Source organism: Rhizobium sp. 2YAF20, from assembly GCF_052114685.1.
Classification (GTDB): domain Bacteria; phylum Pseudomonadota; class Alphaproteobacteria; order Rhizobiales; family Rhizobiaceae; genus Rhizobium.
Genome location: NZ_JBFRFF010000013.1, coordinates 1 through 14,644 on the forward strand (window position 1 = coordinate 1; position 14,644 = coordinate 14,644).

13 protein-coding genes and 1 pseudogene are annotated in these 14,644 nt (G+C 60.2%); 13 read left to right on the plus strand and 1 reads right to left on the minus strand.

Features of this window, described 5'->3' with window-relative positions; genetic code table 11:
• Positions 1–250 (plus strand): annotated as a pseudogene (locus AB4Z52_RS16640) (3-oxoadipyl-CoA thiolase); the annotation flags it as partial.
• An 82-nt stretch (positions 251–332) separates the two neighbouring features.
• On the opposite strand, the gene AB4Z52_RS16645 reads toward AB4Z52_RS16640, so the two are convergent.
• Positions 333–1,283: a LysR family transcriptional regulator gene (locus AB4Z52_RS16645; protein ID WP_442219036.1), complete on the minus strand. Its 951-nt coding sequence runs from the start codon at positions 1,281–1,283 to the stop codon at positions 333–335.
• 90 nt (positions 1,284–1,373) lie between these two features.
• On the opposite strand from AB4Z52_RS16645, the gene AB4Z52_RS16650 reads away from it, so the two are divergent.
• From AB4Z52_RS16650 to AB4Z52_RS16705, 12 genes are all read left to right on the plus strand, one after another.
• Positions 1,374–2,246: a dioxygenase family protein gene (locus tag AB4Z52_RS16650; protein WP_442219037.1), complete on the plus strand. Its 873-nt coding sequence runs from the start codon at positions 1,374–1,376 to the stop codon at positions 2,244–2,246.
• Positions 2,243–3,304, plus strand: a complete 1,062-nt coding sequence (locus AB4Z52_RS16655; RefSeq protein WP_442219038.1) for a maleylacetate reductase — start codon at positions 2,243–2,245, stop codon at positions 3,302–3,304. Before AB4Z52_RS16650 ends, AB4Z52_RS16655 begins: the two co-directional genes overlap by 4 nt.
• A gap of 40 nt (positions 3,305–3,344) precedes the next feature.
• Complete coding sequence (locus tag AB4Z52_RS16660) at positions 3,345–4,625, plus strand: ABC transporter substrate-binding protein (protein ID WP_442219039.1); 1,281 nt, start codon at positions 3,345–3,347, stop codon at positions 4,623–4,625.
• Between the two features lie 48 nt (positions 4,626–4,673).
• On the plus strand, positions 4,674–5,393 hold the full coding sequence (locus tag AB4Z52_RS16665) for an ABC transporter ATP-binding protein (RefSeq protein WP_442219040.1): 720 nt from the start codon (positions 4,674–4,676) through the stop codon (positions 5,391–5,393).
• Positions 5,390–6,112: an ABC transporter ATP-binding protein gene (locus AB4Z52_RS16670; RefSeq protein ID WP_442219041.1), complete on the plus strand. Its 723-nt coding sequence runs from the start codon at positions 5,390–5,392 to the stop codon at positions 6,110–6,112. Before AB4Z52_RS16665 ends, AB4Z52_RS16670 begins: the two co-directional genes overlap by 4 nt.
• On the plus strand, positions 6,099–6,962 hold the full coding sequence (locus AB4Z52_RS16675) for a branched-chain amino acid ABC transporter permease (protein ID WP_442219042.1): 864 nt from the start codon (positions 6,099–6,101) through the stop codon (positions 6,960–6,962). Before AB4Z52_RS16670 ends, AB4Z52_RS16675 begins: the two co-directional genes overlap by 14 nt.
• A gap of 9 nt (positions 6,963–6,971) precedes the next feature.
• Complete coding sequence (locus AB4Z52_RS16680; protein WP_442219043.1) at positions 6,972–8,057, plus strand: branched-chain amino acid ABC transporter permease; 1,086 nt, start codon at positions 6,972–6,974, stop codon at positions 8,055–8,057.
• Positions 8,050–9,804, plus strand: a complete 1,755-nt coding sequence (locus AB4Z52_RS16685) for an FAD-dependent oxidoreductase (RefSeq protein WP_442219044.1) — start codon at positions 8,050–8,052, stop codon at positions 9,802–9,804. Before AB4Z52_RS16680 ends, AB4Z52_RS16685 begins: the two co-directional genes overlap by 8 nt.
• A 7-nt stretch (positions 9,805–9,811) precedes the next feature.
• Positions 9,812–10,705, plus strand: coding sequence for an intradiol ring-cleavage dioxygenase (locus AB4Z52_RS16690; protein WP_442219045.1), 894 nt, complete (start codon positions 9,812–9,814; stop codon positions 10,703–10,705).
• 321 nt (positions 10,706–11,026) lie between these two features.
• The gene (locus AB4Z52_RS16695; protein WP_442219046.1) at positions 11,027–11,986 is read left to right on the plus strand and encodes a LysR substrate-binding domain-containing protein; all 960 of its coding nucleotides are present in this window, start codon (positions 11,027–11,029) and stop codon (positions 11,984–11,986) included.
• Between the two features lie 74 nt (positions 11,987–12,060).
• Positions 12,061–13,218, plus strand: coding sequence for an adenosylhomocysteinase (locus AB4Z52_RS16700; protein WP_442219047.1), 1,158 nt, complete (start codon positions 12,061–12,063; stop codon positions 13,216–13,218).
• 15 nt (positions 13,219–13,233) lie between these two features.
• The gene (locus AB4Z52_RS16705; RefSeq protein WP_442219048.1) at positions 13,234–14,265 is read left to right on the plus strand and encodes a Gfo/Idh/MocA family protein; all 1,032 of its coding nucleotides are present in this window, start codon (positions 13,234–13,236) and stop codon (positions 14,263–14,265) included.
• Positions 14,266–14,644 lie beyond the last annotated feature (379 nt).

Genomic DNA, 14,644 nt, shown 5'->3' on the forward strand with positions numbered 1-14,644 from the left:
AACTCAACTCAACGAGGCCTTCGCCAGCCAGGGGCTTGCCGTGCTGCGCGAACTCGGCATCGCCGACAATGACATCAGGGTCAACCGCAACGGCGGCGCCATCGCGCTCGRCCATCCGCTCGGCATGTCGGGCGCTCGCATCACCGGCACGGCGGCGCTGGAACTGAAGGGAACCGGCGGCCGCTACGCGCTGTCGACCATGTGCATCGGCGTCGGCCAGGGCATCGCCATCGCGCTTGAGCGGGTGTGAGCAAACCTTTCCCAGTGCGAGGTCACGAGATCGTGGCTGACGGCGACCGGCGAGCGGAAGAAGCGGGCTGCTTTCCAGACGCTCAGTTGCCCCAGACGACCGATTGCTCATGGCGCTTGATCAGATGCCTCAATTTTTCGAAGCTAGCGCGGACGTGATTGGCAAACTGATCGGCGGCTGGCGCGCGGGCGGCATCGACGCGCTTCAATATCGCAAGGGCACGCTCGGGATGCGAAATATTGATGGGCAGTGCCGTTATGGCCTTCTCGTTTCGAAGTGAAAAGACGACCGTGTGGGGCATGATTGTCAGCGCGTCGGCCGCCTTCATGTAATTGATGACGCTCAACAATGAACCGCCGGAATAGCGGATCTTGATCTCCGTTGCGCCGAAGGACAAGAGCATGCTGCGAAGATCCGCAAGCAGCGGGCTACCTGGTGGTGGAGCAACCCACGGAAAATCCAGAAGGTCGGCAGGCTGCGGCCGCCGCTTCATCAAGAGCGGATGCGTCACCCCGCAGGCGACAACGTTGCGACCTGGAAGGATCTCCTGGAACTCCAGGCCAGAACCCTCGTCAAGAATATCGATCGGACAAATGGCAAGATCGATCTGGTCGGCCTTCAAGGCCGCGCGCAGGTCGGAAAAATAGCCATAGGTCTGGTCAATGCGAACGTCTGGATGCGAATTTTGGAATTCGGCGATAATGCCGGCGATCAGTGCATCCATGAAGAATGGTGTTCCACCGACCCGCACGACGCCCGTTCGCCCAACCCGAAAACCTTCAACCGTGTCCGATGCCTTGCGCGATGCGGTCAGCATCGTCTGGCCGTGATCGGCCAATGCCCGGCCGAGCGGTGTGGGCTGAAGCGGACGACGTCCCTTGACGAACAACGGCTCGCCGAGCCGCCTTTCCAGCATGGACAATGTCCGGGAAACCGCCGGCTGCGACAAACCAAGTAGTGCGGCCCCCTCCGTCACGCCGCCGGCCTTTATCACCGCGGCAAGCTGAATCAGGTGTCGTTCATCTATTTTCATAACGATCGGTTATATTAGCGCGCAATAAAATCATCAAGAGCACGCGTCAACGATGCTATTTTCTCCTTGCCGGTGATTTTGGAGGAGAGCATGGCAGCGAGCCCTATCGCGCTGAACTTCAGCGAGACAAACTCAGCCGAGATTTTTGATGAGCGCCTTGTGAACTCGAAGGACAAGTCGCTGTCGCGCGTGCTTTCGGCCGTCGTCTCCCATCTGCACCAGATTATCCGCGAGACCGGCCCCTCGCCCGCCGATTGGCGCAAGGTCATCGAATTTCTGACCGAAGTCGGCCATGCATCCGACGAGCGACGTCAGGAATGGGTGCTGCTGTCCGATCTTCTCGGTGCTTCGGCACTTGTCGAGGCGATCAATTCACGCCGGCCGAAGAGTGCCACGCCAAACACGGTGCGAGGTCCCTTCTTTCGCGCCGACGCGCCGAACCGCAAGGCAGGCGCCGACATCTCGCTCGATGGCATCGGCGAGCCGCTCGACGTCAGCGGCCATGTCCTCGATCTCGACGGCTTGCCGGTGGCGCGCGCGATCGTGATGACCTGGCAGGCGAATTCGCAGGGCTATTATGAGAACCAGCAGCCGGACCTGCAACCGGAGTTCAATCTGCGTGGTGTCTTCGAGACCGATGCGGACGGCAGGTTTCACTACCGCACCGTCCGGCCCTGCGGCTATGGCGTTCCCGACGACGGTCCGGTCGGACGGCTGCTGCGACAGGCCGGCTACCCGATGTTGCGGCCCTCGCATCTGCATTTCATGATCAAGGCGCCGGGTTTCGAGACCATCACCACGCATGTCTATGACCGCAACGATCCGCACCTGGCCGAGGACGCGATCTTCGGCGTTAAACCGGAATTGCTGGCGGACTTCAGGCCGAAACCGGGCGACGAACCGGCATGGCAGCTCGATTTCACTTTCGTGATGGTTCGGGCAAAGCAGGAGGGGCGCACATGAGCCGCGCATTCGTCTACAACGGAAGTCCTGCGCATATCGTCTTCGGCGCAGGCAAATCTGCCTCCGTGTCGGAATGGGTTGAGAGGCTCGGCTGCGGGCGGGCGCTGGTTCTTTCAACGCCGCAGCAGGCCTCGGACGCGCAGGCTTTGTCGGCAGAGCTTGGAAAGCTGTCCGTCGGCGTCTTTGCCGGAGCCGTCATGCACACGCCGGTCGAGGTCACCGATCGGGCGATGGAAACGGTGCGGCAAACTAAGGCCGATTGCATCGTGTCGCTTGGCGGCGGTTCGACCACGGGCCTTGGCAAGGCGATCGCCTATCGCACCGATCTGCCACAGATCGTCATTGCGACCACCTATGCCGGGTCGGAGGTCACCCCCATCCTCGGCCAGACGGAGAACGGTCGCAAGACGACGGTCCGTGATGCCAGGATCCTGCCGGAGGTCGTCATCTACGATGCCACACTGACCACCGGTCTTCCCGTCGGCATGAGCGTGACGAGCGGCCTCAATGCCATGGCGCATGCGCTCGAGGCACTCTATGCGCAGGATAGGAACCCGATTTCGACGCTGATGGCGATCGAAGGCCTGCGGGCCTTTAAGACGAGCCTGCCGGCAATTATCGAAACGCCCGAAAATATCACCGTGCGGGGCGAAGCGCTCTACGGCGCATGGCTCTGCGGCACAGTGCTCGGCACGGTCGGCATGGCGCTGCACCACAAGATCTGCCACACGCTGGGCGGCACATTCGACACGCCGCATGCCGAAACCCATGCGATCATGCTGCCGCACACAGCTGCCTACAACGCTGTTGCGGTTCCCGGCTTGCTGGCGCCGGTCGCCGAGATCTTCGGTGGTCCCGTCGGCGGCGGACTTCATGATTTTGCCACCGCAATCGGCGCGCCGTTGAGCCTTCGCGACCTCGGTCTGACGCAGGTTGATCTCGACCGCGCGGCTGATCTTGCCACGGAAAACCCCTACTGGAACCCGAGGCCGATCGATCGGAAATCCATCCGCGGCCTGCTGCAGAATGCCTGGGAGGGCAGACGGCCGGCGCACTGACGACAATCTCTGGGAGGAGGGGACTATGGGAGGAGAAAACATGTTTACGAGACGCGATTTCTTGAAGACGACGGCCGCGACCGGCGCTATTGCGGTCACATCTGGACTGGCGATGCCGGCACTTTCGCAGAACAGTCCAATCAAGCTCGGATATGTCAGTCCGCAAACCGGGCCGCTTGCCGCATTCGGCGAGGCCGACAAATTTGTCATCGACAATTTCCTCGCCACGACCAAGGCGAAGGGCTTGAACTATCAGGTGGTCGTCAAGGACAGCCAGTCGAACCCGAACCGGGCAGCCGAAGTCGCCAAGCAGCTGATCGTCGACGACAAGGTCAATCTCGTCCTCGTCGCCTCGACGCCGGAAACGACCAACCCGGTCGCCACCATTTGCGAGGGCGAGCAGATGCCGTGCATCTCTACCGTCGCGCCATGGCAGCCCTGGTTCATCGGCCAGCAGGGCAATCCCGGTGATCCGGCCAGCTGGAAGCCGTTCAGTTATGCCTATCATTTCTTCTGGGGTCTTGAGGATGTCATTGCCGTCTATACCGGCATGTGGGCGCAGCTCGAAACCAACAAGAAGGTCGGTGGGCTGTTTCCGAACGACGGCGACGGCAATGCCTGGGGCGACGGCAAGGTCGGTTTTCCTCCCGTGCTCAAGGACAAGGGCTATGGGTTGACGGACTCGGGCCGCTTCCAGGACCTGACCGACGATTTCTCGGCGCAGATCAACGCCTTCAAGTCGGCAAATTGCGAGATCATCACCGGCGTCGTCATCCCGCCTGACTTCACCACATTCTGGAACCAGGCCAAGCAGCAGGGCTTCACGCCGAAGATCGCCTCGATCGGAAAGGCGCTGCTCTTTCCCCAGACCGTCGGCGCTCTTGGCAAGGCCGGGCACAATCTATCCTCCGAAGTCTGGTGGACGCCCAACCATCCGTTCAAGTCGTCCCTCACGGGCGAAACGTCTGCTCAAGTCGCGGCCGCCTTTACAAAGGTCACCAACCGGCCCTGGACCCAGCCGATCGGCTTTGCCCATGCACTCTTTGAACTTGCCGTGGACGTGATGAAGCGCGCAAAGGACCCGGCAGATGGCGACAGCGTGGCCGAAGCGATTGCGGCGACAAAGCTCGACACCCTGGTCGGCCCGATCGCATGGGACGGCAAGGGGCTACCGCCATTCGCCGGCAAGAACGTCGCCAAGACCCCGCTTGTCGGTGGCCAATGGCGGTTGAAGGATGGCGGCATCTACAACCTCGTCATCACCGAGAATTCGCTGGCACCAAACATACCGGTCGGCGGCAAGATGGAAGCGATCGCCTAATGGCGACGGGGCCGCGATCCGCGGTCCCCCTTTTCGGAGCGGATCGCCATGCCCATCCTTGAACTTGACGACATTTCCAAGAAATTCGGTGCGCTGACGGTTGCCGAGCAGATCTCCCTTTCGCTCGGCCAGGGGGAGGCCCTCGGCATCATCGGCCCGAACGGCGCCGGGAAATCGACATTGTTCAACCTGGTGACCGGCAACATTGCCACCGACAGCGGCAGAATAAGATTTCTCGGCAAGGATGTGACGCGTGCGCCACCGATGGCGCGCTGCCTCTCAGGCATGGGGCGAACATTCCAGATCCCGCAGCCCTTCGAAAAGCTGACAGTGTTCGAAAACCTGCTGGTTGCAGGCGCTTTCGGCTCGCGCAAGCGCGAGGCGGAGGTTTCGGATCGATGTGCCGAAATCCTGGTCGCTACAGGGCTGATAGACAAGGCCAATGTTGTCGCCGGGGGCCTGTCTCTGCTGCAGCGCAAACGGCTGGAGCTTGCCCGGGCACTGGCGACAGAGCCGAAACTGCTTTTACTGGACGAGATTGCCGGCGGGTTGACCGAGGGCGAATGCCGCTCGCTGGTGGCCACCATCCGGGCAATCCACGCAAGCGGTATCGCCGTCATCTGGATCGAGCACGTCCTGCATGCGCTGAACTCGGTGGTGGAGCGCCTGCTGGTACTGCATTTCGGCAAAGTGATCGGTATCGGCAAACCGGAGGAAATCATGGCGTCGCGCCAAGTGCGCGAAATCTACCTGGGGATCGCGATATGACGGCGCTGCTCGAGACCATGGGGCTGAGGGCGTTCTACGGCGATTTCCAGGCGCTGTTTGGCGTCGACATCGCCATCGGGGCGGGCGAGGCCATTGCCATCATCGGTGCTAACGGTGCCGGCAAGACGACGTTGTTGCGCTCGATCGCCGGCGTCCTCGCCAATCAGCCAAATGCCATTCTTTACAAGGGCGAGCCGATCGGTGCCTTGTCGGCACCCGATATCGTCGCTCGCGGCATCGCAATGGTGCCAGAGGGCCGGCGGTTGTTCCCATCGCTCAGCGTCGAGGAAAATCTTCGGGTCGGCGCCTATGGCCGCAACATCGACGGACCATGGACACTCGACAGCATCTATGGGCTATTCCCCATTTTGAAGGAGCGGCGCAACAGTCCGTCAACGGCGCTTTCCGGCGGCCAACAGCAGATGGTGGCGATCGGCCGGGCGCTGATGTCGAACCCTAGCGTGCTGCTTTGCGACGAGATCAGCCTCGGTCTTGCACCCATCGTCGTCAGGGACATCTATGCCGCCTTTCCTAGAATTCGCGCGGCCGGGGCGTCGGTCGTCATCGTCGAGCAGGATATCGGCCAGGCGCTGAAGGTCGCCGATCGGGTCTACTGCATGATGGAGGGGCGCATCACCCTGTCCGGACTGTCCGGCAAAATGAGCCGCGAGGCGATCCACGCAGCCTATTTCGGAGCGGATGGTCATGAACTGGCTTGATACGATCCTCCAAGGTGTTCTGCTTGGCGGGCTCTACGCTCTCTTTGCAGCCGGTCTCAGCCTCGTCTTCGGCATCATGCGGCTGGTCAATCTTGCCCATGGCGATCTGATCGTGCTCGCAGCCTTCATCGTTCTGGTTCTTGTCACATCGCTAGGGCTCAATCCGTTCGTCGCGGCTCTGATCGCGGCACCCATCATGTTTGCGGCCGGCTGGGCGCTGCAATATTTCCTGCTCAATCGGACGCTCGGCAAGGACATCCTGCCGCCGCTGCTGGTGACCTTTGGCCTGTCGATCGTCATCCAGAACGGTCTGCTCGAAGGCTTTTCCGCCGATAGCCGCCGCGTCTCCGTCGGTTCGCTGGAAACGGCTTCCCTCAACCTCGGGCCGGTTAATGCCGGTATCATGCCGTTGCTGACGTTCCTCTCGGCGGTCCTTGTCATTGTCTGCCTCAACCAGCTGATCTATCGGACATCCATGGGGCGTGCCTTCCGGGCAACGTCCGATGATCCGGTGACGGCGGGGTTGATGGGCATCCGGCCGCAACGCATCTTCGCCATGGCAACCGGCCTTGCCATGGTCGTCGTTACCATCGCCGCGTTCTATCTCGGCACGCGCGCCAATTTCGATCCGACATCGGGTCCGGCCCGGCTGATCTATGCGTTTGAGGCGGTCATCATCGGTGGGCTCGGTTCGCTGTGGGGCACGCTTGCAGGCGGTATCATCCTTGGTATCGCGCAGACGGTCGGCGCTGCGGTCAACCCCGAATGGCAACTTCTCGCCGGGCACATCGCCTTTCTCGTGGTCCTACTGTTCAAGCCGCGCGGGCTCTTCCCGCGCGCCGTCGACTGAGGTCAATCGATGAGCATCGCAACTACACCATGGCAAGTCGAGACGCGCACCAAGGCATCGGGGCTGTTTGCCGTGGCCATTGTCGTCGTTCTTGCCATCGCAGCCGGAGCACCGTTTTTGGTCTCGCGCAGCGTCGTCCAGGACATGTTCTTCATCCTCACCATGCTGGTGCTGGCTCAAACCTGGAATCTTCTCGCCGGCTACGCCGGTCTGATTTCAGTCGGCCAGCAGGTCTTCGTCGGCTTCGGCGCCTATGCGATGTTCGGCTGCGTCATCCTTCTCGGCATCGATCCCATCGCTGCGATCTTTATCGCCGGTGGGCTGTCGGCAATTCTGGCGATCCCCACCGCCTTCTTCACCTTCCGGCTCTACGGTCCCTATTTTGCCATCGGCACCTGGGTAATCGCCGAAGTCGGTCGGCTGCTCTTTGCGCAATGGAAAGCACTCGGCGGCGGCACCGGCACGTCGCTGCCACGGGAGGCGACGCGCCAGATGTGGGGCGTCGGCGCGATGCATAAGCTCTTTGGCATGAAGGCAGCCGAAGCAGGCGATGCGATCACATATTGGTTGGCGCTGTTGCTTGCCCTTGCGACGATCGGCTTCATTTATGGCCTGCTGCGCAGCAAGCAGGGACTTGGGCTCGCCGCCGTCCGCGATAACGAACAGGCGGCGCGTGCCGTTGGCGTCGACGCTCTTCGAACGAAGGCTCTGGTCTATGTCGCCGCGGCTCTCTTGACCGGGATCGCCGGTGCGCTGATCTATGTGCAAAAGGCCCGGATTTCTCCGGATGCCGCCTTCTCAGTGATCGACTGGACTGCCTATGTGATTTTCATTGTGGTGATTGGCGGCATCGGGACGCTCGAAGGCCCCGTCGTCGGAATCATCGCCTTCTTCCTGCTGCAAAATCTGCTGGCCGATTATGGCTCCTGGTATCTTCTGATCCTCGGTCTTCTCGGCATCGTCGTCATGCTTTTTGCCCCGCGCGGTCTCTGGGGTCTCTTCTCCGACCGCACTGGCATCCAGCTTTTTCCGGTCCGCCGTGTCCTGAAACGCGGATCAATCGATCTCAAAGACAAGGGAGGGCCAAATGGCTGACATGACTACCGAAGTACTCGTCATCGGGACGGGACCTGCAGGCGCTGCAACAGCCGCGCTGCTTTCGACCTATGGCATCGACAACCTAGTGGTCAACCGCTACCGCTGGCTGGCGAGCACCCCCCGTGCCCATATCACCAACCAGCGTACGATGGAGGTGTTGCGCGACCTTGGCCGGGAAGTTGAGGACGAAGGCTATATGCACGCCACCGGTCAGGACCTGATGGGGGAAAACGTATTCTGCACCGCTATCGCCGGCGAGGAAATCGGTCGGATGAAAAGCTGGGGCACGCATCCCAATTCTCGAGCCGAGCATTTGCTGTCCTCGCCAAGCCATATGAATGACCTGCCGCAGACTTTCATGGAGCCACTGCTTTTCAAGACCGCCTGCTCGCGCGGCACACAGTCGCGCATGTCGACGGAATATTTGAGCCACGAACAAGATGCCGACGGCGTCACGACCATCTGTCGCGACCGGCTGACGAACAAGGATATCACCATCCGCTCGAAATACCTGGTGGGCGCTGACGGCGGCAACTCGAAGGTGGCCGAGCACGCGGGCCTGACCTTCGAAGGCAAGATGGGTATTGCAGGCTCGATGAACATCCTCTTCGAGGCGGACCTCTCCCGATATGTCGCGCATCGCCCGTCGGTTTTATACTGGGTGCTGCAACCCGGCGCCGACGTCGGCGGCATCGGCATGGGTCTCGTGCGGATGGTGCGCCCATGGCACGAATGGCTGATCGTCTGGGGATACGACATCAACCAGCCCGCACCGGCTGTCGATGAGGCGCATGCAAAGAAGGTCGTCCGCGACCTGGTCGGCGTGCCGGACCTCGAGATGACCATCAAGTCGGTGTCCACCTGGACCGTCAACAACATGTACGCCACGACCATGTCGAATGGCCGGGTGTTCTGCATGGGCGATGCCACCCATCGGCACCCTCCCTCCAATGGGCTCGGCTCCAACACCTCCATCCAGGACGCCTTCAATCTGGCGTGGAAATTGGCATGGGTGCTGAAAGACAAGGCCGGTCGAGGATTGCTGGAAAGCTACGATGCCGAACGGGCACCTGTCGCCAAGCAGATCGTCACCCGCGCCAACAAGTCGATCGAGGAGTTCGGGCCGATTTTCAAGGCGTTGGGTCTGCTTGACTCGATCGACCCCGTGAAGATGCAACAGAATATGGATGCCCGATGCAACGATACGGCTGATGCGGAAGAACAGCGCGCCGCGATCCGCAAGGCGATTGCCTACAAGGTCTATGAATTCGACTGCCACGGCGTCGAAATGAACCAGCGCTATCGCTCAGACGCGGTGATCACCGACGGCCAACCCGAGCCGGCATTTGCAAGGGATGCCGAGCTTCACTGCCAGCCAACCACATGGCCCGGCGCCCGGTTGCCGCATACATGGGTCTTTTCCGACAGCGGCGCAAAGGTCTCGACCCTCGACCTTGCCGGCCACGGCAAGTTCACCGTGCTCACCGGCATAGGAGGTCAGGGCTGGATCGATGCTGCACGCATCGTCGGCAAGGAACGTGGCATCGAGATCGAAGCCCATATGATCGGCCCGCGTCAACCATGGCAGGATTTCACCGGCGATTGGGCAAACGCGCGTGAAGTCCGCGACAGCGGTATCATCCTTGTGCGTCCGGACCATCACGTCAGCTGGCGGCGCGATAGCGTCTCGCATGATCCGATCGGGGAACTGCGCCGGGTCATGGCATCGATATTGGACAAATGAGGCAATCATGGAAGCGCATGAGAGAGGCTTCTTTACAGAAGCGAATTCCGTCGAGGTCGTGACCGGCCGCAACCGCAATGCGAAGAACGATCGACTAAAGCAGGTGATGGCAGTCGTCACCCGCAAGATGCATGAGGCGGTAAAGGAGATCGAACCGACGCAGGACGAATGGCTGGAGGCAATCCTCTTCCTCACTCGTACGGGACAGATCTGCAATGAATGGCGGCAGGAGTTCATCCTGCTGTCGGACGTCCTGGGAGTTTCGATGCTGGTCGATGCGATCAACAACCGCAAGCCCTCGGGCGCCTCGGAAAGCACAGTGCTCGGCCCCTTCCATGTCGATGGAGCACCAGAACTGGCGATGGGCGCCAATATCTGCCTCGACCAGAAGGGCGAGGACATGTTCATCCACGGCCGGATTCTCGACACGTCAGGCTCCCCCGTCGAAGGGGCGGTGATCGACGTCTGGCAGGCCAATGACGAAGGGTTTTATGATGTCCAACAACAGGGAATCCAGCCGGACTTCAATCTGCGCGGCGTCTTTCGCACCGGGCCGGATGGACGCTACTGGTTCCGCGCTGTGAAGCCGAAATACTACCCTATCCCCGATGATGGTCCCGTGGGACAGCTGCTAAACCAGCTTGGCCGCCATCCCTATAGGCCGGCGCACCTGCACTACATCATCAAGGCCAAGGGCTTCGATGCACTGGTCACACATATATTCGACCCTGACGATCCCTACATCAACTCCGATGCGGTCTTCGGCGTCAAGGAAAGCCTGCTTGCCGATTTCAAGCGGACCCATGATACGGTCCGGGCGAGGGACTACGGGTTCGAAGGCGATTTCTGGGACGTGGAGCACGATTTCGTTCTGGCGAGGAAAGGCGAAGCTCCATCGTGAGGCATTGCCGATATGCGAGCATGGTCCTGACACATGATGGAATGCTGCAGGTAAGGCCAGTGGCCTCGGCGGTGGCAGCCGCCGCCTTTCAGTCGCGGTGTCGCGTCAGAGTTTCATTGAAGTTGCTTTCGATTTTGCTCCACCACCAGCCCATTGACGCGGCTTCATTTGTCGAGCCGATTACCGGACGCGTCGAAATGCGTATGCTTCTTTCTCGATATTGACGGTGGCGGGTTCAATAGGCAGGCTGGTCTTGGGGGGGGCTGGCGTGCGTCTCATGCGATCACCTCTTTTCGCTGCAATTTCGGGAATTCGACAGCATTGTTAAGAAAAGGCGAGCTTCAATCGGCCCAAGCCAAATCTCTGCCGCCGCTCAACGCGCTGCGAGCCTTCGATGCGTTTGCCCGGCGTGGAAGTTTGCGCGCAGCTGCAAGCGATCTCGGCGTTGTGCCGGGAGCCGTGCGCCAGCAACTCGCAAGCCTCGAAGACTATTTCGGTTTTCTGCTTTTGAGCAAGCAGGCCGGCCGCATCACGCTCAACCCGGCCGGACAACGACTAGCCGACGCTGTGGGCATCGCATTTGCTATCGTTTCGCGCGCCGCTGAGGAGATCTCGTCAAACAGCCAGGTCGTCCGTCTTCGGCTGGGTGTTCCCATGCCCATGGCTACCGCCTGGTTCATCCCTCGATTGCCGCAGATGCACCATCGATCACCAACGCTTGAAATCGACGTCCTACCGGTGTCGGTGACGCAGTCCCTGTCAGATATGCCTGACATTGACGCGATCATCGTCGGTGGCGAGTACAAGCCGTTGCCCGATATCGCTGCAATCACGTTCATGAAGGATGAGTTCGGTCCGGTGGCGGCACCTCAGACGTGGGGTCGTGTCGACCTGACTTTGCCTCCAGCGATGCTTGAAAGCATGAATGCACTGATTGCGCGCAACGTCCCCTATCTGTGGGACGACTGGTTTCGCGAGGGCGGACACGCTCCAGCACGGTTTAACAAGCGCATCGAGGTTGAAGACCTGACACTGGCGATCAGTGCCGCCAAGGCAGGGCTTGGTGTGACCATCGCGCCGCGCGCATCCATAGAGGAAGAACTGGTATCCGGCTTGCTGATAGCACCGTTCGGCTTTGTCACGCGACCGGCAGGCTACCGGCTTTGTTGTCGGGTCGCCGACAAGGATCGTCGGCCCATTGTCGCCTTGCGCAACTGGCTGATCGACGAGGGCAAGACGCCGGCTGATATGGAAGAAAAACTACCCGTACAGTCAGTTTAATGTCCCTGTGCCGGCAAGCACCTTTCTGATTAGCATGGCTTGTTAGACCTCGAAGCAATCAGGACCAGCTTGCCATGACGATCTCGCCTTCGCACTCCCGCATCGACTGGGTTTCAAACAGCTGCAGTCTGTTGCGCGAGACCGCCGGTGACTTTGCCAGAACTCGCCCGTTTGAGGGGTTGACTATCGGCACGGCAATTCATCTTGAGCCGAAAACTGCGGCACTATTGATGGCATTGAAGGCAGGAGGGGCACGGCTCGTCGCGACCGGCAACCTCAACAGCACCCAGCTCGAGACCGTGGCCTATCTTCGCTTTCACGACATGGAGGTCATCGGGGGACAGACCACGGATGAGACGACGCACGGCGATTTCATTGACGCGTTGCTGGACCGGAAACCCGATCTGCTTCTTGACAATGGCGGCGATCTTTTTGCGCGTGTGGCAGAACGGCCATACAACGGCCTGCTTGGCGGCACCGAGGAGACGACATCGGGCCGCACGCGTCTGGCGCCATTGCGCGGCAGGATCGCACTTCCGATCCTCGTCATCAATGACAGCCCGATCAAGCAATTTGCAGAGAACCGCCACGCGGTCGGGCAAAGCCTATTTGAGAGCTACATGCGTTTCACCAATCGTTCGACCAACGGCAAGCGAGTGACTGTTTTCGGCTATGGTGCCTGCGGCAAGGGCACGGCGGCCTGCTTTAGAAGTGCCTACAGCACGGTCAGCGTCGTCGACATCGACCCGGTGGCGACGCTCGAAGCCCATCTCGACGGTTTTTCGACACCCCTTCGTGATGAAGCAATCCGCTCGGCCGATGTCATTGTCACTGTGACGGGCTTCCCGGCCATCTTGAACGCGCCGGATTTCGGGCTTCTCAAGGACGGCGTCATTCTCATCAATGGCGGGCATTTCCCACGTGAGATCGATGTCGAGGCCCTGCGTGCGGCGGCGGCCCAGATTGACACTTACGCCGGTGACGGGATCGACACAGTCCATCTGTCCGACGGGCGTCGCATTCACATTCTAGGCGGCGGGCACATGGCCAATTTGGCCGGTCCGCGGCCTCTTGGCAATTCTGTGGAATCGATGGACCTCGGCTTTACCCTGCAGGCCCGATGCTTGGAACGGGTAGCGTCAGGCAAACTCGACGCATCGATGTGTGTGGTCCCAGTGCCTGGGGATATCGATGCCATGGTGGCCTCTGCTTATCTCAACCTCAATCGATAGTGAGGAGGCAACCCGATGCTGCGCTGGGCAATCATTGGGACAGGGTTCATTTCCGATACGATGGCGACGGCGATTGCTGCAAGCGAAGGTTCGCGGATCGAAGCTGCTTTCGGGCGAGATTCCGGCCGGCTTTCCGATTTTGTCGACCGCCATCGCATTTCCAAACGCTATACCGACTACGATCGCCTCTTGAGCGATCCGGATATCGACGTCGTCTACATTGGCTTGCCCAACAATGCCCATCGCGAGGCCGTCGTAAAGGCTGCTGCGAAGGGCAAGGCGATCCTGTCGGAGAAATCGCTGACCACAACGATGAAGGACGCCGAGGTGCTGGCTGACGCTGTTCGTTCAGCTGGCGTGTTTTTCCTGGAAGGCCTGATGTATCTCAGCCACCCATTGATCGACAAGGTTGGCGACATTCTGCGCTCCGGATGCCTTGGGAAGGTCCAATCCGTGACCGGCTCTTATGCTGCCGACATCTGGCAGCTGGCCAATCCGCTCGGCAACGGCACGATCTTCAATCTCGGCTGTTATCCTGTGTCGCTCCTCCAATATGTCGTTCAAACGGCGTGCGGTCCCGACGCCTTTGCCCGTCGCGTTGCAAGCGGCATCGGCAATTTATCCAGCCATGACGGTAATATCTGCGACGCCGCACTCACCGTTCGCTTTTCCAACGGCGTCCTTGCCACTTTGCAATCCACAGACAGTTACGGCATGAGCTTCGATTTTGCCGTCTACGGCGATCGCGGTGTGTTGCGCTTGGCGACCAATCCGTGGCTTCCGGTCGCTGGTGAAAACCTGCTCGACCTTGAGCAATATGGTCGTGAGCGGCAGACCATCGTTGTCACTTCTCCTCATGATGCCTTTCGCCACCAGGTCATGCGCGTCGAAGAATGCCTTAGACAAGGCTTCACGCAAGCGCCAAGGCCCTCGCCACGCCTTTCGGATTCACTGGAGATCATGGACTTGCTCACGACATGGGAGAAGCAGTGTCGGGAGGCGATAGACACAGGTTCGGAAGCCTCCGATCGAGCGAGTGGAGATTGAGATGACAAAAGACGACCTCGTCAAGGCGCTTGGCCTTGTCGGCCATTTTCGAGGGCGGCTATTTCCACTGTGGGTGTAAGACGGACAAAGGATAACATGGCGTAACGGTTGATGAGACGGGATCAGAAGAGCCAGTTTGGTGCATCGTGCTCAAGCATGCATTCGCCGTGAGTTGGATCCGGTCCACGAACTCCCCTAATGGCAGGGCTCACCGCAAGAGGTTGGCGGCGAACGAGGCTCATCCTCGGCGGGAAAAAAGACCAGGTGCATTTGTCGTTTGGGGGAACGCCGGCACCTGGTCTATGGCCCGCTAGGGCAAGGTGAACCGTCATAATACCTAAATCTTGTGGTTGCGCCCGTCAATCCTTACAAAGAGTTA

Bases quoted from the DNA above. Each gene is read 5' to 3' on its own strand.
- AB4Z52_RS16650 (WP_442219037.1), top strand. From the start codon at position 1,374: ATGGCAGCGAGCCCTATCGCGCTGAACTTCAGCGAGACAAACTCAGCC.
- AB4Z52_RS16675 (WP_442219042.1), top strand. From the start codon at position 6,099: ATGAACTGGCTTGATACGATCCTCCAAGGTGTTCTGCTTGGCGGGCTC.
- AB4Z52_RS16685 (WP_442219044.1), top strand. From the start codon at position 8,050: ATGGCTGACATGACTACCGAAGTACTCGTCATCGGGACGGGACCTGCA.
- AB4Z52_RS16660 (WP_442219039.1), top strand. From the start codon at position 3,345: ATGTTTACGAGACGCGATTTCTTGAAGACGACGGCCGCGACCGGCGCT.
- AB4Z52_RS16705 (WP_442219048.1), top strand. From the start codon at position 13,234: ATGCTGCGCTGGGCAATCATTGGGACAGGGTTCATTTCCGATACGATG.
- AB4Z52_RS16690 (WP_442219045.1), top strand. From the start codon at position 9,812: ATGGAAGCGCATGAGAGAGGCTTCTTTACAGAAGCGAATTCCGTCGAG.
- AB4Z52_RS16670 (WP_442219041.1), top strand. From the start codon at position 5,390: ATGACGGCGCTGCTCGAGACCATGGGGCTGAGGGCGTTCTACGGCGAT.
- AB4Z52_RS16680 (WP_442219043.1), top strand. From the start codon at position 6,972: ATGAGCATCGCAACTACACCATGGCAAGTCGAGACGCGCACCAAGGCA.
- AB4Z52_RS16645 (WP_442219036.1), bottom strand. From the start codon at position 1,283: ATGAAAATAGATGAACGACACCTGATTCAGCTTGCCGCGGTGATAAAG.
- AB4Z52_RS16655 (WP_442219038.1), top strand. From the start codon at position 2,243: ATGAGCCGCGCATTCGTCTACAACGGAAGTCCTGCGCATATCGTCTTC.
- AB4Z52_RS16665 (WP_442219040.1), top strand. From the start codon at position 4,674: ATGCCCATCCTTGAACTTGACGACATTTCCAAGAAATTCGGTGCGCTG.
- AB4Z52_RS16700 (WP_442219047.1), top strand. From the start codon at position 12,061: ATGACGATCTCGCCTTCGCACTCCCGCATCGACTGGGTTTCAAACAGC.